Source organism: Serratia sp. HNCC26DJ244 (genome assembly GCF_057180565.1).
In genome coordinates, this window is record NZ_JBXUGO010000001.1 from 115,830 (window position 1) to 134,533 (window position 18,704).

The 18,704-nt window shown below is 49.4% G+C and carries 16 protein-coding genes; 12 read left to right on the plus strand and 4 right to left on the minus strand.

Going from position 1 to position 18,704, the window contains the following annotated elements; genetic code table 11:
* Nucleotides 1-103: 103 nt before the first annotated feature.
* The 6 genes from clpP to AC2A06_RS00565 all read left to right on the plus strand — a co-directional run bounded on the left by clpP (nt 104) and on the right by AC2A06_RS00565 (nt 8,312).
* On the plus strand, nt 104-727 hold the full coding sequence (clpP, locus tag AC2A06_RS00540) for an ATP-dependent Clp endopeptidase proteolytic subunit ClpP (protein WP_484379015.1): 624 nt from the start codon (nt 104-106) through the stop codon (nt 725-727).
* A 378-nt stretch (nt 728-1,105) separates the two neighbouring features.
* Nucleotides 1,106-2,377, plus strand: a complete 1,272-nt coding sequence (gene clpX, locus AC2A06_RS00545; RefSeq protein WP_023488973.1) for an ATP-dependent protease ATP-binding subunit ClpX — start codon at nt 1,106-1,108, stop codon at nt 2,375-2,377.
* A 190-nt stretch (nt 2,378-2,567) separates the two neighbouring features.
* Nucleotides 2,568-4,922, plus strand: coding sequence for an endopeptidase La (gene lon / locus AC2A06_RS00550; RefSeq protein ID WP_023488974.1), 2,355 nt, complete (start codon nt 2,568-2,570; stop codon nt 4,920-4,922).
* 311 nt (nt 4,923-5,233) lie between these two features.
* Nucleotides 5,234-5,506: a nucleoid-associated protein HU-beta gene (hupB, locus tag AC2A06_RS00555; protein WP_023488975.1), complete on the plus strand. Its 273-nt coding sequence runs from the start codon at nt 5,234-5,236 to the stop codon at nt 5,504-5,506.
* A gap of 279 nt (nt 5,507-5,785) precedes the next feature.
* Nucleotides 5,786-7,669 carry a peptidylprolyl isomerase gene (gene ppiD / locus AC2A06_RS00560; RefSeq protein WP_484379016.1) on the plus strand — a complete coding sequence of 628 codons (1,884 nt, stop codon included), beginning with the start codon at nt 5,786-5,788 and terminating at the stop codon, nt 7,667-7,669.
* 238 nt (nt 7,670-7,907) lie between these two features.
* Complete coding sequence (locus AC2A06_RS00565; protein WP_484379017.1) at nt 7,908-8,312, plus strand: ComEA family DNA-binding protein; 405 nt, start codon at nt 7,908-7,910, stop codon at nt 8,310-8,312.
* A 66-nt stretch (nt 8,313-8,378) separates the two neighbouring features.
* Here the strand turns inward: AC2A06_RS00565 and queC are convergent, their stop codons facing one another.
* Entirely contained in the window at nt 8,379-9,077 is a 699-nt protein-coding gene (queC, locus tag AC2A06_RS00570) for a 7-cyano-7-deazaguanine synthase QueC (protein WP_484379018.1), read from the minus strand.
* Nucleotides 9,078-9,205: 128 nt separating this feature from the next.
* On the opposite strand from queC, the gene cof reads away from it, so the two are divergent.
* Entirely contained in the window at nt 9,206-10,024 is an 819-nt protein-coding gene (cof, locus tag AC2A06_RS00575) for an HMP-PP phosphatase (protein ID WP_023488979.1), read from the plus strand.
* Between the two features lie 86 nt (nt 10,025-10,110).
* On the opposite strand, the gene AC2A06_RS00580 is transcribed toward cof, so the two are convergent.
* Nucleotides 10,111-11,151: a PLP-dependent cysteine synthase family protein gene (locus AC2A06_RS00580; protein WP_023488980.1), complete on the minus strand. Its 1,041-nt coding sequence runs from the start codon at nt 11,149-11,151 to the stop codon at nt 10,111-10,113.
* 128 nt (nt 11,152-11,279) lie between these two features.
* On the opposite strand from AC2A06_RS00580, the gene AC2A06_RS00585 reads away from it, so the two are divergent.
* The 5 genes from AC2A06_RS00585 to amtB all read left to right on the plus strand — a co-directional run bounded on the left by AC2A06_RS00585 (nt 11,280) and on the right by amtB (nt 17,351).
* Complete coding sequence (locus AC2A06_RS00585) at nt 11,280-11,741, plus strand: Lrp/AsnC family transcriptional regulator (protein ID WP_023488981.1); 462 nt, start codon at nt 11,280-11,282, stop codon at nt 11,739-11,741.
* Between the two features lie 132 nt (nt 11,742-11,873).
* The gene (locus AC2A06_RS00590) at nt 11,874-13,649 is read left to right on the plus strand and encodes a SmdA family multidrug ABC transporter permease/ATP-binding protein (RefSeq protein ID WP_484379019.1); all 1,776 of its coding nucleotides are present in this window, start codon (nt 11,874-11,876) and stop codon (nt 13,647-13,649) included.
* The gene (locus AC2A06_RS00595) at nt 13,642-15,420 is read left to right on the plus strand and encodes a SmdB family multidrug efflux ABC transporter permease/ATP-binding protein (protein ID WP_484379020.1); all 1,779 of its coding nucleotides are present in this window, start codon (nt 13,642-13,644) and stop codon (nt 15,418-15,420) included. Before AC2A06_RS00590 ends, AC2A06_RS00595 begins: the two co-directional genes overlap by 8 nt.
* A gap of 268 nt (nt 15,421-15,688) precedes the next feature.
* Nucleotides 15,689-16,027: a P-II family nitrogen regulator gene (gene glnK, locus AC2A06_RS00600; protein WP_023488984.1), complete on the plus strand. Its 339-nt coding sequence runs from the start codon at nt 15,689-15,691 to the stop codon at nt 16,025-16,027.
* A 37-nt stretch (nt 16,028-16,064) separates the two neighbouring features.
* Entirely contained in the window at nt 16,065-17,351 is a 1,287-nt protein-coding gene (amtB, locus tag AC2A06_RS00605; protein ID WP_484379021.1) for an ammonium transporter AmtB, read from the plus strand.
* A gap of 52 nt (nt 17,352-17,403) precedes the next feature.
* Here the strand turns inward: amtB and tesB are convergent, their stop codons facing one another.
* Both tesB and AC2A06_RS00615 read right to left on the minus strand, forming a co-directional pair.
* Nucleotides 17,404-18,267, minus strand: coding sequence for an acyl-CoA thioesterase II (gene tesB / locus AC2A06_RS00610; protein WP_484379022.1), 864 nt, complete (start codon nt 18,265-18,267; stop codon nt 17,404-17,406).
* 89 nt (nt 18,268-18,356) lie between these two features.
* On the minus strand, nt 18,357-18,671 hold the full coding sequence (locus AC2A06_RS00615; RefSeq protein WP_484379023.1) for an MGMT family protein: 315 nt from the start codon (nt 18,669-18,671) through the stop codon (nt 18,357-18,359).
* Between the last annotated feature and the right edge of the window lie 33 nt (nt 18,672-18,704).

Below are 18,704 nucleotides of genomic sequence, written 5' to 3' on the forward strand. Positions count from 1 at the left end.
GTTTGTCAATAGTTTGAGTATAGCTTGAGCATAGTCATGAGGGCTGTTCTAAAGTAGAATCGACAGACAATAGCGCCAAGGCAATTTCTATTAGGAGACGGTAATGTCATACAGTGGCGAACGAGATCAATTTGTATCTAACATGGCACTGGTGCCAATGGTGGTAGAGCAGACTTCCCGCGGCGAGCGTTCTTACGATATCTATTCCCGCCTGCTGAAAGAGCGCATTATTTTCCTGACGGGTCAGGTTGAAGACTATATGGCGAATCTGATCGTGGCACAGATGCTGTTCCTTGAAGCAGAAAGCCCAGAGAAAGACATTTTTCTGTACATCAACTCGCCGGGCGGGGTGATTACGGCAGGTATGTCCATCTATGATACCATGCAGTTTATTAAGCCGGATGTCAGCACCATTTGTATGGGGCAGGCTTGTTCCATGGGGTCATTCCTGCTGACTGCAGGCACCAAAGGTAAGCGTTTCTGCCTGCCAAATTCCAAGGTCATGATCCACCAGCCGTTGGGCGGCTATCAGGGCCAAGCGACAGATATTGAAATCCATGCGCGTGAAATTCTGAAAGTGAAAGAACGGATGAATACACTGCTGGCACAGCATAGTGGAAAAACACTGGAGCAGATTGAAGCTGACACCGAACGTGATCGCTTTATGACGGCACAAGAGGCGAAAGACTATGGCCTGGTTGACGATATTTTGACCCACCGCAGTTAACCCCTAAGTGTAATACCAAAATAATTCGATTTGCTGGTAGGCGGCTAGCGATGGCATCCCCAGGAGCATAGATAACTATGTGACTGGGGTGACAGACAAATCAGCCAGGAGCGGATTTGAACGCTATTTACAGTGGCCCCGATAGGGGCGAGCCTCATGGCGGAGGCGAGTAATTGCAGCTAACACCCAAGCAACTTGAAGTATGAAGGGGATATACACTGGTTTATTCCGGTTGCAGCCAACTTGAATGACGATGGGTATAAGCTATAGTGTGCATAGCTTGCTATAAATTGCATTATCGGCATTGCCAATATAATGTTTGGGGATGCTGCCGCCGTGGAACCCTGCGGGGCAAAGACAAAAGAAGAGGTTTGACTCATGACAGATAAGCGCAAAGATGGTTCAGGCAAACTACTGTACTGCTCTTTCTGTGGCAAAAGCCAACACGAAGTGCGTAAGTTGATTGCTGGCCCGTCAGTGTATATCTGCGATGAATGTGTTGATTTGTGTAACGACATTATTCGCGAAGAGATTAAAGAGGTTGCCCCGCATCGCGAGCGCAACTCATTGCCAACACCGCACGAAATCCGTCACCATCTGGACGATTATGTTATTGGCCAGGAACCGGCAAAAAAAGTATTGGCTGTAGCCGTTTATAACCACTACAAACGCCTGCGTAACAGCGATGTCAGTGACGGTATAGAATTGGGAAAAAGTAATATTCTGTTGATTGGCCCGACGGGTAGCGGCAAAACCTTATTGGCGGAAACGTTGGCTCGTTTGCTGGATGTCCCTTTCACCATGGCTGATGCGACGACACTGACTGAAGCGGGCTACGTGGGGGAAGATGTCGAGAACATTATCCAGAAGCTGCTACAGAAATGTGACTACGACGTACAGAAAGCCCAGCGTGGTATTGTCTATATCGATGAAATCGACAAAATTTCACGTAAATCAGACAACCCATCCATTACCCGCGACGTTTCAGGGGAAGGTGTACAGCAGGCATTGCTGAAACTGATCGAAGGCACCATTGCTGCAGTACCGCCGCAAGGTGGGCGTAAGCATCCGCAGCAGGAGTTTTTACAGGTTGATACCTCGAAGATCCTGTTTATCTGTGGTGGTGCCTTTGCGGGTCTGGACAAAGTGATTGGTCAGCGGGTAAATACCAGTTCTGGTATCGGTTTCGGTGCCACCGTGAAGGGTGAGACAGAAAAAGCCACGGAAAGTGAACTGCTATTGCAGGTTGAGCCGGAGGATTTGATCAAATTTGGTCTGATTCCGGAATTTATTGGTCGCTTACCGGTGGTAGCGACACTCAGCGAGCTGAATGAAGAAGCCCTTATTCAGATCCTTAAAGAGCCGAAAAACGCCCTGACCAAGCAGTATCAGGCGCTGTTCAACCTTGAAGGGGTAGAGCTGGAATTCCGTGAGGAGGCGTTGACGGCCATTGCCAAGAAAGCCATGACGCGTAAGACCGGTGCTCGTGGTCTGCGCTCCATCGTTGAAGGGGCATTGCTGGATACCATGTATGACCTTCCTTCGTTGGAAAGCGTGGATAAAGTGGTGATTGACGAATCAGTCATTGATGGTCAATCCAAGCCGTTGTTGATTTATGGCAAACCGGAAGCACAAGCTTCTGGCGAATAATTGCTCAGCCAAGTCAGCGAGTTAATGGTAAAATGGGGGATTCTGTCCCCCATTTTTTTTCTCTGCATTCTGCCGTTGAATGTATGAAGATCATCCCCATATACTCTTGATTCAGGTTTTGTGACACGTTTGATGCTTGCGTCTCATGAGATTCCTAATCCTGGCGGAAAATAACCTAAGAGAGAGCTCTATGAACCTTGAGCGTTCCGAACGCATTGAAATCCCCGTTTTACCATTGCGCGATGTGGTGGTATATCCGCATATGGTGATCCCGTTATTTGTTGGCAGGGAAAAATCGATTCGGTGCCTCGAAGCCGCGATGGATCACGACAAAAAGATCATGCTGGTGGCACAGAAAGAGGCTTCGACGGATGAACCTGGCATTAATGATTTGTTCTCTGTGGGGACAGTAGCGTCGATTTTACAGATGCTGAAGTTGCCGGATGGCACAGTTAAAGTGCTGGTGGAGGGCCTACAGCGTGCGCGTATTACCACGCTTTCCGATAGCGGAGAACACTTTGCAGCACAAGCAGAATATCTTGTATCACCGCCGATTGATGAGCGCGAACAAGAAGTTTTGACGCGTACAGCAATTAATCAGTTTGAAGGCTATATCAAGCTGAACAAAAAAATTCCACCGGAGGTGCTGACATCATTGAACAGCATCGATGATGCTGACCGTCTGGCGGATACCATTGCCGCACATATGCCACTGAAGCTGAATGACAAACAGTCGGTGCTGGAAATGTCAGATATCAGTGAGCGCCTAGAGTATCTGATGGCGATGATGGAGTCGGAAATTGATCTGTTACAGGTCGAGAAACGCATCCGTAATCGCGTCAAGAAACAGATGGAAAAGAGCCAGCGGGAGTACTATCTGAATGAGCAAATGAAGGCCATTCAGAAAGAGCTGGGCGAGATGGATGATACGCCAGATGAACACGAAGCACTCAAGCGCAAGATAGAAGCGGCGAAAATGCCGAAAGAAGCGCGTGAGAAAACAGAAGCGGAACTGCAGAAGCTGAAAATGATGTCGCCGATGTCTGCGGAAGCGACTGTCGTCCGTGGCTATATTGATTGGATGTTGCAAGTACCCTGGAATGCGCGCAGTAAAGTGAAAAAAGATCTGGTCAAAGCGCAGGAAATACTGGATACCGACCATTATGGTCTGGAGCGCGTTAAAGATCGCATTCTTGAATATCTCGCGGTTCAAAGCCGGGTCAGCAAAATCAAGGGGCCGATCCTTTGTCTGGTTGGGCCTCCTGGTGTGGGTAAAACGTCACTGGGCCAATCTATAGCGCGTGCCACGGGGCGTGAATATGTGCGTATGGCTCTGGGCGGGGTACGTGATGAAGCGGAGATCCGTGGTCACCGCCGGACTTATATCGGTTCCATGCCAGGTAAACTGATCCAGAAAATGGCCAAGGTCGGGGTGAAAAACCCGCTATTCCTGCTTGATGAGATTGATAAAATGTCATCGGACATGCGTGGCGATCCGGCCTCTGCCTTGTTGGAGGTGTTGGATCCGGAACAAAATGTGGCGTTTAACGATCACTATCTGGAAGTGGATTACGATTTGTCTGATGTGATGTTTGTTGCAACGTCAAACTCGATGAATATCCCAGCACCACTGCTTGATCGTATGGAAGTGATTCGTCTTTCCGGTTATACCGAAGATGAAAAGCTGAACATCGCCAAGCAGCATCTGTTGCCCAAGCAGATTGAGCGTAATGCGCTTAAGAAAGGGGAGTTGACGGTTGATGACAGCGCTATCATCGGCATTATCCGCTATTACACCCGCGAAGCTGGGGTGCGTAGTCTGGAGCGTGAAATCTCCAAGCTGTGTCGTAAAGCAGTGAAATCGCTGTTGATGGACAAAAAGCTTAAGCATATTGAAATTAATGGTGAAAACCTGAAGGAGTATCTCGGTGTGCAGCGGGTTGATTATGGCCGTGCAGATACCGAGAACCGCGTTGGTCAGGTGACGGGGTTGGCCTGGACTGAGGTCGGTGGTGATCTGCTGACGATTGAAACTGCCTGTGTCCCCGGTAAAGGCAAACTGACTTATACCGGTTCCTTGGGGGAGGTAATGCAAGAGTCTATTCAGGCTGCATTGACCGTGGTACGCGCACGTGCAGAGAAGTTGGGTATTAATGCCGACTTTTATGAAAAGCGCGATATTCACGTTCATGTACCGGAAGGGGCAACGCCGAAAGATGGCCCGAGTGCCGGTATTGCCATGTGTACCGCGCTGGTGTCATGTTTAACGGGTAACCCAGTTCGTGCCGATGTGGCAATGACCGGCGAAATCACGTTGCGGGGTCAGGTGTTGCCGATTGGTGGTCTGAAAGAGAAACTGCTGGCGGCACATCGTGGTGGGATTAAAATCGTGCTGATCCCTTATGAGAACAAGCGTGATCTGGAAGAGATCCCAGATAACGTTATCGCTGATCTGGAGATCCATCCAGTACAGAAAATCGATGAGGTTTTCAGCATTGCATTGCAGAATCCGGCTTTCGGTATGCAACCTGTTGCGGCAAAATAGTGACGGATAGCAAAAACCATTGAGAAAACTTATGCTGGCAAGGCATTTCTCACTTGCCAGCATTTTTATGTGCCGCTAAGTTAGAACATCGTTGGGCCGTGTTTTGCCAGTCTACTCAAGTTCAATGAAGTTGCCGGATAAAACGCATCGCGTTTTGAACAGCGTTTGCGCCAACACCGCCGCAGCTTTATTGATGATGGGTGGATGTATTGATGGCTTGCCAAGGTTCGATGGGATTGATATAAAAGCTGCGCTGTCGTAACCGTAGGGATTCTTCGGTGCGACGTTTGAATTCTAGAGGGGATGATAGAGTGAATAAGTCACAATTGATCGACAAAATTGCTGCTGGTGCAAATATTTCCAAAGCGGCTGCTGGCCGTGCTTTAGATGCAATCATTGTATCTGTTACTGAATCCTTGAAAGAAGGGGATGATGTAGCTTTGGTAGGATTCGGTTCTTTCACCGTGCGTGAGCGTTCAGCTCGTACTGGCCGTAACCCGCAAACTGGCAAAGAGATTAAAATTGCGGCAGCCAAAGTTCCTGCTTTCCGTGCAGGGAAAGCGCTGAAAGATGCAGTAAACTGATTACCGTGTCCACCGGCTATTGAGTTCAGTAAAACAATCACCTGACGTAGCGGTATTGGTAAGGTAAGATATAAGGCGCATCAGTTGATGCGCTTTTTTATTTTTGTTGCAGGGAACGCGCCTGCACAAGGGTTGTTAATCTATATTCATACTCAATGAAGTTGCAGGTAGGCGGCGAAGCCCCAGAAACTTGGCTAACCAAGTGACTTGGGTGAAAAGCCAACACTTTTGCAGTTTCATTGACGACGGGTATACACCACAGCGGAGTGTTGTCACACTATGATGGACAATTTACGCGCGGCGGCTAATCACGTCGTGCTAAAAATCATCCTGGGCCTGATCATTTTGTCATTTGTTTTGACAGGGGTGGGTAACTACCTGATCGGCGGTTCCAGCGATTATGCAGCAAAAGTAAATAGCCAGGTGATTGAACGCGGCCAACTGGAACAAGCTTTCCAGAATGAACGTAACCGTATGCAACAGCAACTGGGGGATCAGTTCTCTGAGTTAGCGAGCAATGAGGGTTATATGCGTCAGCTACGTCACCAGGTATTGATGCAGTTGGTCGATAAAACGCTGCTTGATCAGTATGCCAAGAAATTAGGTCTGACTGTCAGTGACGAACAGGTGAAAGAAGCCATTCGTAAAGAGCCTTATTTCCAGACCAATGGCCAGTTCGATAACAGCAAGTACCTGGCTTTGATTAACCAGTCCGGTTTTAGCCCGGAAAGTTACGCGCAATCTATGCGCCAACAGTTAATCAATCAGCAGATGATCCAGGGCTTTGGCGGTTCTGATATTGTGTTGCCAAGTGAAGCTCAGGCGATGGTTGCGCTGATGCTGCAAGAGCGCGATGTTCGCTTGGCGACCATTGATCTGAAAGCCATTCAGGCTCAGCAGACAGTCAGCGACGAGGAGTTGAAAGCCTACTACGAGCAGAACAAGAACAGCTTTACTGCCCCCGAGCAGGTAAAAGTGAGCTATATCTTGCTGGATGCCACTGCCATGCAGGATAAAGTAACGGTGACTGAGGCCGATATCACGGCTTATTACGACAAGCACCAGAGTAACTTCGGCCAACCAGAACGTAAAAAATTCAGCATTATCCAACTGAAAACGGCAGCGGAAGCGAATACTGCGTTGGACGAGCTGAAAAAAGGCGCTGATTTTGCCACCCTGGCAAAGGAAAAATCGACCGATATTGTCTCTAGCCGTAACGGTGGCCAGATGGATTGGATGGAACCGGGTTCGATGCCAGATGAGCTGAAACAGGCAAACCTGACGGAGAAAGGGCAATTGTCCGGCGTGATAAAATCGTCTGTCGGTTACCTGATTGTTCGTTTGGATGACATTAAAGCCTCAAAGGTCAAACCATTGAGCGAGGTGCACGATGCTCTCGCCAAACAGGTGAAACTGGAAAAAGCGGTGGATGCTTTCTTTGCATTGCAACAGAAAGTGAGCGAAGCGGCGAGCAACGATAACGAATCCTTGGCTTCTGCAGAAGAAGCGGCCGGTATTAAAGCGACACATACTGATTGGTTTACCCGTGACAATCCTCCTGCGGAGTTGAATTCCAAGTCAGTGGTGCAAGCTATCTTCGGTGGTTCGTTGATTGGTGAAAATGGCACTCCGGGCAGTAACTCTGATGTCATCACCATAGACGGTGATCGCGCGGTAGTGGTGCGGGTTGCTGCCCACCAGCCTGAATCGATTAAACCGCTCGAGAAAGTGAAAGATGACATTGTTGCCATGGTCAAGCGCAATAAAGCGTTGCAAGCGGCAAAACTGCAGGCAGAAAAATTGCTGGTTGAGCTGAAACAGGGTAAGGGCGAAGAGGCGATGAAAGCCGCTGGTCTGAGCTTTGGCAGCGTACAGAAAATGGTACGTGCATCGCAGGGTAACCAACTGGTAGAAACGGTATTCTCATTGCCTCATCCGCAGGATGGCAAAGCCGTTTACGGTATGTCACAGGATCATCAGGATAACGTAGTATTGATTGCTCTGGATGCAGTAAGACCAGGTACGTTGTCAGCGGATGAGATGAAAGTGTTTATCAGCCGGATGGAGCAAGGGACTAGCAGTGTAGTCTTCGACTCCTTGTTGGCGAGTTTGCGTAAGCAAGCCTCGATCGAGCTGGGGGCGGCTGAGCAGTCGCAGCCTTAATCTCATTGTTGCTAATCAGGTCGGTGTCCTTTGTCGCATAAAAATTGACGCGATAGCAGGGCACCCTCCACGTACCCATCTATTGTGCGAGTGGCGACAAGCAACGCATTTCTTTGCAACAACCTGTAATGTTTTAAGGCCGCTTTCGCGGCCTTTTCCATAGTTAACTTTTGCTATTTGCTGATTATTTGCTGCTGCGGCAAGGTAGCCTTGCTGTTAAACACAAGGAGGATACAGCATGCAATTAAGCAAGCATCAAATAATCACCCGTTTTAATTTGGCCGTAAAACAGTTGTTCATCAAACAGTTGGTCGTGGCGGCACTGTTTAGCCTGATGGGCACTTCAGCTATCGCGGCAGAAAAACCGGCCTCTGGGCAACCCGCCTCCGCTTCGGTAGCAACAACGCCGAAATCAACCAGTGGCAGCACTGCACCGGTTGAAGAGGAACTCAAGGTTAGCATTAATCAGGCTGATGCAGAGGAGTTGGCGCGCGCATTAAATGGCGTCGGCTTGAAAAAGGCGGAAGCGATCATCCGTTATCGGGAACAGAACGGGCCCTTTACTCAGGTTGAACAACTACAAGAGGTGCCGGGCATTGGGCCTTCACTAGTGGAAAGAAATCGTAATCGGCTGAAAATGTGATGCCGTCAGCGGCTGCATGGTAGAGGGCCATTGCAGCCGCTTTTCTTTTGTTAATAACTTATGCTGCTAAAGCAGGCCCGTTTTTTGTTTCATGCTGGCCATCACCCCGGCTTTATCCTGCAGATAGTGCTGTAAACCTTTGGCACGTAGATGGCAGGCAGCACATTCACCACAACCATCACCCTGAATACCGTTATAACAGGTGAGCGTTTGGTGGCGAATAAGTGCTAACTGTTGGTAGTAATCTGCCAGAGCCCAGGTTTCAGCTTTGTCTAGCCACATCAGCGGGGTTTCGAAGCGAATATTACGGGCAATGCCCAAGACGATGGCTTGATTCAGCGCTTTAATAAACTCATCACGGCAATCTGGGTAGCCTGAAAAGTCAGTCTCACAAACCCCGCAGATCACCGCTTCTGCTTCCACTTGGTAAGCGTAAATAGCGGCCAAGGTCAGGAATAAAATATTGCGCCCGGGAACAAAGGTGTTGGGTATGGGACTTTGCAGCGAACTGTTATAGCTGGGGACGGGAATACTGTCGCGAGTCAGGCTACTGATAGCTAACTCGTTGAGCAATGTGGCATCTAATACTTTGTGAGCCTTGGCACCCAAGGTTTGAGATAAGGTGGCGGCAATGTCAATTTCAACGTGGTGACGCTGGCCATAATCAAATGTAATGCAGTGAACTTCATCATACTGTTGCAATGCCTGAATTAAGCAGGTCGTGGAGTCTTGTCCACCGCTAAAAACGACGACAGCGCGTTTCATAGAATCTACCTTCTGGAACTATTTTGGGTATAAATCAGGAACTATTTTTCAAATTGTTCACTATTACTTCCGTAAATACCACTTCATACTACAGCGATTGTAGTGATACTCATATTAACGAGGTTTTCATGTATCGGCTGGCGGCTTTTGATATGGATGGTACTTTATTGACCCCGGATCATCAGGTGGGTCCGGAAACCCTAGCGGTATTGAATCAATTGATTGAAAGGGAGATGGTCGTCACCTTTGCTACCGGGCGGCACAATCTTGATGTTCAGCCAATCATGGCGCAACTGGGTTTACAAGGATACTTGATCAGCGGTAACGGCACTCGTATCTATAATCATCAGGGGCAACAACTGGAGGCGATCAACTTATCGGCTGAAATCGCAGAAGAAGTATTGCGTACCCCCTGGGTAACCCCTGCCAGTATCCATGTATTCCGCGACGAAGGGTGGTTTACTGAATATGCAGTGCCGGAAATGTTGGCGGCACATCACCTGAGTGGTTTCCAGTTTCAACTGACTGAATTACAACAGCTACCCACACAGGGCAATAGCAAAGTGTGTTTCTGTGCATCACCTGAATCATTGTTCGAATTACAAGTGGAGTTACAACGGCATTTTGGCTCATCGGTTGATCTCTGCCTTTCCGCCGCCGACAGCTTGGAAGTATTGCCAAAAGGCTGTAATAAAGGGGCTGCATTGGCGAAACTGAGTCAACATCTAGGGGTGAGCCTGGCTGATTGCATCGCCTTTGGTGATGCGATGAACGACAAAGAGATGTTGGACAGTGTCGGGCATGGTGTGGTGATGGGGAATGCGTTGCCACAGTTGAAGTCTCAATTGCCTCATCTTCCGGTTATTGGTCGCTGCGAGCAACAGGCTGTGGCCCACTATTTACAACATTGGCTGGGTTTACCACCCCTCACTGATTCCCCCGAATAATGAGGTTTTTACAGCCAGCCGGGCAGGTTACCCGGCTTTTTTGTTGTCTGGGATATATCTAGGGTGATTGATAGGCAATGCCGTTCTTAAAGGTGGGCTAACTGTAACTGCCAGGGAGTTAAATCACCGATATTGCTGCTAACCCATTCAGGGTTGTAATAAGTATCCAGATAACGTTCACCACTGTCGCATAACAGGGTGACGATAGCGCCTTGCTCACCGGCTTCGCGCATTTGTTTGGCTAACTGCAAGGCTCCCCAGACGTTGGTTCCGGTAGAGGCCCCTACTTTACGCCCCAGTATATTTTCCAACCAATGGATAGTGGCGATACTGGCGGCATCTGGCACTCGTAACATCCTATCGATCACCGAAGGGATAAACGACGGTTCGGCGCGTGGCCGACCAATGCCTTCAATCCGGCTACCACAGTGGCCAGTAATCGTGTTATCCCCTTGTTGGAACCAGTCATAAAATACCGAGTTCTCCGGGTCGACGACCGTTAGTTGTGTATTATGTCCTTGATAGCGCAGATAACGACCCAATGTGGCGGAGGTACCGCCAGTGCCAGCACTCATCACAATATGTTTCGGTATCGGATGCGGTTCACGCGCCATCTGGCGAAAGATACTGTCTGCAATATTGTTGTTTCCCCGCCAGTCGGTTGCACGTTCAGCAAAGGTGAATTGATCCATATAATGGCCGTTCAACTCTTTAGCCAATGCTTCTGAGGTGGCATAAATTTGCGCAGAGTGATCAACAAAATGGCAGCGACCACCGTAAAAGGTGATCTGTTCTACTTTACGGCGAGCGGTGCAGGAAGGCATCACGGCAATAAATGGTAGACCAAGCAGGCGGGCAAAGTAGGCCTCTGATACTGCGGTACTGCCGGAAGACGCCTCGATAATGGGGGTGTTTTCAGTGATCCAGCCATTGCACAGGCCATAGAGAAACAGTGAACGTGCCAGGCGATGCTTTAAACTGCCTGTGGGGTGAGTACTTTCATCTTTTAGATAAAGGTAGATACCCGGAAATTCTGGCAGGTTAAGGCGTATCAAGTGGGTATCCGCAGAACGCTGGAAATCCGCTTCAATTTCACCGATAGCATATTTTACCCAATTATTTTTCATCGTCTGGCCTCTGTACGCAGTATGGGGGCATATTTATGGCGTAGCATAACGGTTTATAGAGGGAAAAAAGTTGCTATTTTCCCTTTAAAATCGCCTAATGGGAGAAATTTTTTCTACTGAATGACGATATGTTGGATAAAATAGACCGTAAGTTGTTATCCATGTTGCAACAAGACTGTACCCAACCGTTGCAGGTTTTAGCTGAGGCGGTCAATCTGACGTCGACACCTTGCTGGAAACGGCTGAAAAGGTTAGAGGATGAAGGGTATATTCGTGGGCGGGTAGCCTTGTTGGATAATGAAAAGCTTGGGCTTGGGTTAACGGCATTTGTACAGATAAAAACGCAGCAACATAGCAGCGAGTGGTATCAAAAATTTGTGGCACTGACCACTGATATGCCCGAAGTACTGGCGTTTTACCGTATGGCGGGGGAATACGATTACCTGATGCAGGTTGAGGTTGCGGATATGAAAAGTTATGACAACTTCTATAAACGCCTGGTGACGGGGGTTCCTGGGTTAATTGATGTGACTTCCAGCTTTGCTATGGAAAAAATCAAGTATACTACAGCGCTACCGGTGCCGGAGTAAGCCGTCTTATACCCAAAATAATTCGAGTTGCTTATAGGCGGCAAACGCTGGAGCCCTAGGAGCATAGCCCTGTAGGGTAAAACCACCGGGCGGTATTTATTATTTGCTGGAAAGCCATCTGGATAAAACTGCGTGAGATTATTTGCTCAAATCGGCTGGTATTTCCGCCGTGAGTGGCGTCGCTACCTGGGGGCAGTGCTGCTGCTGGTGATCATTGCTTTATTGCAACTGCTGCCACCGAAGTTGGTCGGCATTATTGTTGATGGTGTCACCCATCAACAGATGTCTACTCACACGTTGATGTCCTGGCTGGCACTCATGTGCGGGGTCGCGATCATAGTTTATCTACTGCGCTATGTGTGGCGGGTACTGCTATTTGGTGCCTCCTACCAACTGGCGATTGAACTCCGCGGAAATTTTTATCGTCAACTCAGTCAGCAAAATCCGGCATTTTATCTGCGCTACCGTACCGGCGATTTGATGGCATTAGCCACCAATGATGTGGACCGTGTGGTCTTTGCTGCAGGGGAAGGGGTGTTGACGCTGGTGGACTCATTGGTGATGGGGCTGGCGGTTTTGATTGTCATGAGTACTCAAATCAGTTGGCAATTGACCCTGCTGTCATTAATACCGATGCCTATCATGGCGGTCGCCATCAAATACTATGGTGAACAATTGCACCAGCGCTTTAAGTCTGCGCAGGAAGCCTTTTCCAGCCTTAATGATCAGGCGCAGGAAAACATGACCAGCATTCGCATGATCAAGGCATTTGGCCTGGAAGATCATCAATCCAATCAATTTGCTGAGGTGGCAGCCCAAACGGGGGCGAAGAACATGTATGTTGCCCGTGTTGATGCTCGTTTTGATCCGACGATTTATGGCGCTATTGCTGCGGCTAACCTGCTGGCGATCAGTGGCGGCAGTTGGATGGTGGTGAATGGGACACTCACATTAGGCCAATTGACCAGCTTTGTGATGTATCTTGGCTTAATGATTTGGCCGATGCTGGCACTCGCCTGGATGTTCAATATTGTTGAGCGCGGTAGTGCCGCCTATAGCCGCATTCGTCGCTTACTGGATGAAGTGCCCGCGGTAACGGATGGTGACCAGGATTTGCCTGCCGGGCGCGGTAGCTTGGTGGTGGATATCAACGAGTTTCATTATCCGGGCAACAGCAAGCTGGCACTGCATAATGTAGCACTGCAACTGCAACCAGGGCAGATGTTAGGGTTGTGTGGACCGACGGGCTCCGGTAAATCGACCCTATTGGCACTGATTCAACGCCAATTTGATATTGATGATGGGTTTATCAGTTACCACGGTTTGCCACTGACCGAGATCAAGCTTGATGCTTGGCGTTCTCGTTTGGCCATCGTCAGCCAAACGCCCTTTCTGTTCTCTGACAGCGTGGCGAACAACATCGCCTTGGGGAATCCTTCAGCCACTCGAGAGCAGATTGAACAAGCCGCACGATTGGCTTATGTCCATGACGATATTCTACGCCTGCCACAGGGATACGAAACCGAGGTAGGTGAGCGGGGTGTCATGCTTTCCGGGGGGCAGAAGCAGCGTATCTCCATTGCCAGAGCCTTGTTGCTGGATGCGGAAATCCTGATCCTGGATGATGCCCTGTCGGCGGTAGATGGGCGCACAGAGCATCAAATTCTGCATAATCTCCGCCAGTGGGGGCAACATCGCACCTTGGTTATTAGTGCGCACCGCCTTTCAGCCCTGACTGAGGCGGGGGAAATTCTAGTCATGCAACATGGCTCGGTGGCGCAGCGTGGGCGACACAGTGCTTTAGTGGCAGAGCCAGGCTGGTATCGCGATATGTTCCGTTATCAGCAATTGGAAGCCGCATTGGATGAAGTCCCAGAAAATACGCGGGAGGCATTGGCCGATGAATAAGCGACAAAATTTATGGCCAACCCTCAAACGCTTGCTGGCTTACGGTTCCCCTTACCGTAAACCTCTGGGGCTGGCCGTATTGATGTTGTGGATTGCGGCAGCAGCAGAGGTCACTGGCCCGGTGTTGGTCAGCTATTTTATCGATAACTATGTTGCCAGGAACCAGCTACCGGTGATGATGGTCAGTGGTTTGGCGCTTGCTTATATTCTGCTGCAACTATTGGCTGCAGTATTACATTATTTCCAGTCTTTGTTGTTTAATCAGACGGCGGTGGGGGTAGTGCAACGATTACGTACCGAAGTGATGGATGCGGCGCTGCGCCAGCCATTGAGCACCTTTGATACCCAACCGGTTGGGCAGTTGATCTCGCGAGTCACCAATGATACCGAAGTGATTAAAGATCTCTACGTCACGGTGGTCTCCACAGTGTTGAAAAGTGCTGCGTTGATTGGTGCCATGCTGGTGGCAATGTTCAGCCTTGATTGGCGTATGGCGTTAGTGGCGGTTTGCATCTTCCCTGCGGTGATGGTCGTGATGGTAATTTACCAATATTACAGCACCCCGATTGTCCGCCGTGTACGTAGCTATTTGGCGGATATTAATGATGGATTTAATGAAGTCATTGGTGGCATGGGGGTGATCCAACAGTTCCGCCAGCAGCGTCGTTTTGGTGAGCGTATGAGTGCTGCCAGTCACGCTCATTATATGGCGCGTATGCAGACACTACGGTTGGATGGTTTCTTACTGCGCCCTTTGCTCAGCCTGTTTTCTGCACTGATACTTTGCGGCTTACTGATGTTGTTTGGTTTTAGTGGTGAAGGGGTGATTAGCGTTGGGGTGCTGTATGCTTTTATCAACTATCTTGGTCGTCTGAATGAACCCTTAATTGAGCTGACTACCCAACAATCGATGTTACAGCAAGCCCTGGTGGCGGGAGAACGTATTTTTGAATTGATGGATGGTAGCCAACAACGTTATGGCAACGATGATCGCCCTTTATTAAGTGGCAGTATTGACATCAAGGACCTGAGTTTCGCTTACCATCATCAAGAGAAGGTATTGCACCATATCTCGCTGCAGGTGCCCTCGCGCGGTTTTCTTGCGTTGGTGGGGCATACGGGCAGTGGTAAGAGTACTCTGGCAAATCTGCTGATGGGCTATTACCCGCCAAATGAAGGTGAAATTCGTCTGGATGGCCGACTTTTATCTGATCTTTCACACCCTGTCTTGCGGCAAGGTATCGCGATGGTACAACAAGATCCGGTAGTCATGGCCGAAACGATGATGGCCAATGTGACATTGGGTCGCGATATCAGTGAAGAAGCCGTTTGGCAGGCACTGGAAACTGTACAACTGGACGAGCTGGTACGCACTTTTCCTCAGGGTATCCATACCTGTTTGGGGGAGCAGGGTAACAATTTGTCTGTTGGCCAAAAACAACTATTGGCTATCGCCCGCGTGTTGGTACATCCCCCTCAGATCCTGATCCTCGATGAAGCAACGGCGAATATTGACTCAGGAACAGAACAGGCGATCCAGCGTGCCTTGCGCCTGATCCGCCAGCAGACAACACTGGTGGTGATTGCCCATCGTCTTTCAACGATTGTGGAAGCGGATTCTATTGTGGTCTTGCATCGAGGTCATAAGGTAGAGCAGGGGAATCACCAACAATTGTTGGCGCAGCAGGGGCGTTATTACCAGATGTATCAGTTACAGTTGGTGGGTAAGGAGTTGGAAGCCGCGATTCGTGAAGAGACGCAACCCGCATAGATTCCTCTATTGAGCCCCACAAGAGGCTATCTGTGGTAGCCATTGTGGGTTTGCATATGCACTTTATCTAGGCGTGCTGCACCAATAGAGTGCAAATCAGTGAGCGATGACTCAGGCTGCTGCGCGCCGCACGTCTGTTTGTTTTCTTTTTCTATTATCAAGTGCTCTTAATCTCCCTCTTATCTGTCGTTTAAAGATATGGCATGCCCCTTGCTTTATCCGATGGGTACCAAGCGCTGTTTCTGAACCTGACCTGTGGAGAGACAATATGAAGCTGGTTACTGTGGTGATTAAACCGTTCAAACTAGAGGACGTGCGTGAAGCCTTATCATCTATAGGCGTTCAGGGGATGACTGTGACTGAAGTTAAAGGGTTCGGACGCCAGAAAGGTCACGCTGAGCTTTATCGGGGAGCAGAATATAGCGTCAACTTCTTACCTAAAGTCAAAATTGACATTGCCATTGCGGATGACCAGCTCGACGAAGTGGTGGATGTGATTAGCCAAGCGGCCTACACCGGCAAAATTGGCGATGGCAAAATTTTCGTTACCGAATTGCAACGTGTTATTCGTATCCGCACGGGTGAGACAGACGAATCTGCACTGTAATGACCGGGTTAGTCAATTGAATGGGGATGGGGTGATTATGAAAAGACTTTTATCCGTGTTAGGCCTAAGTGCGATAACGCTGATCCCTTCCTGGGCTCTGGCAGCACCGGCGATAGCAGACAAGGCTGATAACGCGTTTATGATGATTTGTACTGCGTTAGTGCTATTTATGACGTTGCCCGGTATTGCGCTATTTTATGGCGGTTTACTGCGTGGCAAGAATGTACTTTCACTGTTGACACAAGTTACCGTGACTTTCGCTTTGGTGTGCGTGTTATGGGTCATTTTTGGCTACACGCTGGCGTTCAGTGAAGGTAACGCCTTCTTTGGTGGTTTTCAGACGCTGATGCTCAGAGGTATTGGCTTGGACAGTGTGACCGGTACATTGAGCCAATTGATCCACGTTGCTTTTCAGGCTTCATTTGCCTGTATTACGGTGGCGCTGGTGGTTGGCGGCTTTGCTGAGCGTATTCGCTTTTCCGCTGTGATCATTTTCTCTGCCATCTGGTTCACGATTTCCTACTTGCCAATAGCCCATATGGTATGGGGGGGCGGATTACTGGCAACGGATGGTGCACTGGATTTTGCTGGCGGCACGGTGGTGCATATCAATGCCGCCAGTGCCGGGTTGGTGGGCGCTTACCTGCTGGGTAAACGCGCTGGTTTTGGCAAAGAGGCGTTCAAGCCACATAACTTACCGATGGTATTTACTGGCGCTTCTATTCTGTACATCGGTTGGTTTGGTTTTAATGCAGGTTCAGCTGGCGCGGCTAACGGTGTTGCGGCGCTGGCATTTCTCAACACCATGATAGCAACGGCGGGGGCGATTCTCTCTTGGACCTTTGCCGAGTGGATACTGCGAGGTAAGCCCTCACTATTAGGTGCCTGTTCTGGCTGTATTGCCGGTTTGGTTGCGGTTACCCCGGCTGCAGGGAGTGTGGGCATTGGTGGGGCATTGATCATTGGCCTGGTAGCCGGTGTATCTGGTTTGTGGGGGGTAGTGACGCTGAAGAAATGGCTGAAAGTGGACGATACCTGTGATGTATTTGGTGTTCATGGTGTTTGTGGCATTGTCGGGTGCTTGCTGACTGGCGTGTTTACCGCCTCATCACTGGGGGGAACCGGCTATGCAGCGGGTGTGACCATGGGCCAACAAATGTGGATACAGCTGTTGAGTGTTATTGTGACGTTAGTGTGGTCAAGTATTGCAGCCTTTATCGCTTTTAAAGTCGCGGATATGGCTGTTGGGCTGCGGGTACCAGAAGAACAAGAGCGTGAAGGATTGGATGTTAACAGCCATGGTGAAAATGCTTATAACCAGTAAATTGGTCTACGCTGTTTGATTGACGATGGGTGCCCGAGGCACCCATCGTTATTTAGGCATCATGCTGGCGCAGTACACCTTCTTGTATTGTGCTGGCAACCAGCACCCCATCACGAGTATAGAATTGACCACGTACAAAGCCACGGGCCCCGGAAGCGGAAGGGCTATCCACCACATAGAGCAACCAATCGTCCATGCGGAATGGGCGGTGGAACCACATTGAGTGATCAATAGTGGCAATCTGCATACCTGGCTCAAGGAAGCCAATACCATGGGGCTGTAGTGCTGTGGGTAAAAAATTGAAGTCAGAAGCATAGCCAAGCAGATATTGATGGATACGCAAGTCATCCGGCATTGTGCCATTGGCACGGAACCAGACCTGACGGGTGGGCTCTTCTATACTGCCCTTGAGTGGGTTATGGAATTTTACCGGGCGCATTTCAATTGGTTTTGGGGCGACAAATTTTTCGCGTACTTTTTCTGGCAACATATAGGCCAACTTCTGTGCGATGTCCGATTCCGACATTAACCCTTCCGGTGGTGGCACGTCCGGCATAGCGTTCTGGTGCTCAAAGCCTTGCTCGCCACTTTGGAAAGAAGCGGTCATATAGAAAATAGGTTTGCCATGTTGAATGGCACTGATGCGGCGTGCGCTAAAACTGTTACCGTCGCGCAGGTTTTCCACGTCATAAATGATCGGCTTGCTGCTGTCTCCTGGGCGCAGAAAGTAACTATGAAAGGAGTGAACGCTGCGTTCAACCGCAACGGTTTGCTTGGCGGCGTAGAGGGCTTGACCCACTACCTGACCACCAAAGACCTGACGCAACCCCAGATCTTCACTTTGGCCGCGAAATAAGCCTTCTTCAATTTTCTCCAGATCCAGCAGGGCAAGGAGATTTTGCAGTGCCTGGCTCATAATGTAGTGATCCTCTTGATGATTGGTAAGTGCACTGAATATAGGGATACCGCCGTCACCTATCCTATTATGGTTGAACTGAAAGATACCTACCAGTGCCAACCATAGTGCTGCAAATCAATAGTATGGCTGGGACCAAAAATGACTCCCTCGGCAAGCAATGCCTGTTTTTGGCGTTGAAAGTCGTCACCCTGTAATGAAATTTGCCCATAGCGGTTCACTACCCGGTGCCAGGGTAGGGTACTGCCTTCAGGCAAACGGCATAACACCCCACCGACCTGACGAGCTGCACGTGGTGAACCAGCCAATTGCGCGACTGCACCATAGGTGGTGACTTTACCGTAAGGAATAGCCGCGACGATATGAAATACTCGCTGACTGAAAGAGACACGTTCTGCGGTCATTGCTGTTGTTCCTGTTATCTCCCTGCTCATTGA

Excerpts from the sequence above, each read along its gene's own strand:
- clpP (WP_484379015.1), top strand. The coding sequence starts at position 104 with ATGTCATACAGTGGCGAACGAGATCAATTTGTATCTAACATGGCACTG.
- clpX (WP_023488973.1), top strand. The coding sequence starts at position 1,106 with ATGACAGATAAGCGCAAAGATGGTTCAGGCAAACTACTGTACTGCTCT.
- lon (WP_023488974.1), top strand. The coding sequence starts at position 2,568 with ATGAACCTTGAGCGTTCCGAACGCATTGAAATCCCCGTTTTACCATTG.
- ppiD (WP_484379016.1), top strand. The coding sequence starts at position 5,786 with ATGATGGACAATTTACGCGCGGCGGCTAATCACGTCGTGCTAAAAATC.
- AC2A06_RS00565 (WP_484379017.1), top strand. The coding sequence starts at position 7,908 with ATGCAATTAAGCAAGCATCAAATAATCACCCGTTTTAATTTGGCCGTA.
- queC (WP_484379018.1), bottom strand. The coding sequence starts at position 9,077 with ATGAAACGCGCTGTCGTCGTTTTTAGCGGTGGACAAGACTCCACGACC.
- cof (WP_023488979.1), top strand. The coding sequence starts at position 9,206 with ATGTATCGGCTGGCGGCTTTTGATATGGATGGTACTTTATTGACCCCG.
- AC2A06_RS00580 (WP_023488980.1), bottom strand. The coding sequence starts at position 11,151 with ATGAAAAATAATTGGGTAAAATATGCTATCGGTGAAATTGAAGCGGAT.
- AC2A06_RS00585 (WP_023488981.1), top strand. The coding sequence starts at position 11,280 with ATGTTGGATAAAATAGACCGTAAGTTGTTATCCATGTTGCAACAAGAC.
- AC2A06_RS00595 (WP_484379020.1), top strand. The coding sequence starts at position 13,642 with ATGAATAAGCGACAAAATTTATGGCCAACCCTCAAACGCTTGCTGGCT.
- glnK (WP_023488984.1), top strand. The coding sequence starts at position 15,689 with ATGAAGCTGGTTACTGTGGTGATTAAACCGTTCAAACTAGAGGACGTG.
- amtB (WP_484379021.1), top strand. The coding sequence starts at position 16,065 with ATGAAAAGACTTTTATCCGTGTTAGGCCTAAGTGCGATAACGCTGATC.
- tesB (WP_484379022.1), bottom strand. The coding sequence starts at position 18,267 with ATGAGCCAGGCACTGCAAAATCTCCTTGCCCTGCTGGATCTGGAGAAA.
- AC2A06_RS00615 (WP_484379023.1), bottom strand. The coding sequence starts at position 18,671 with ATGACCGCAGAACGTGTCTCTTTCAGTCAGCGAGTATTTCATATCGTC.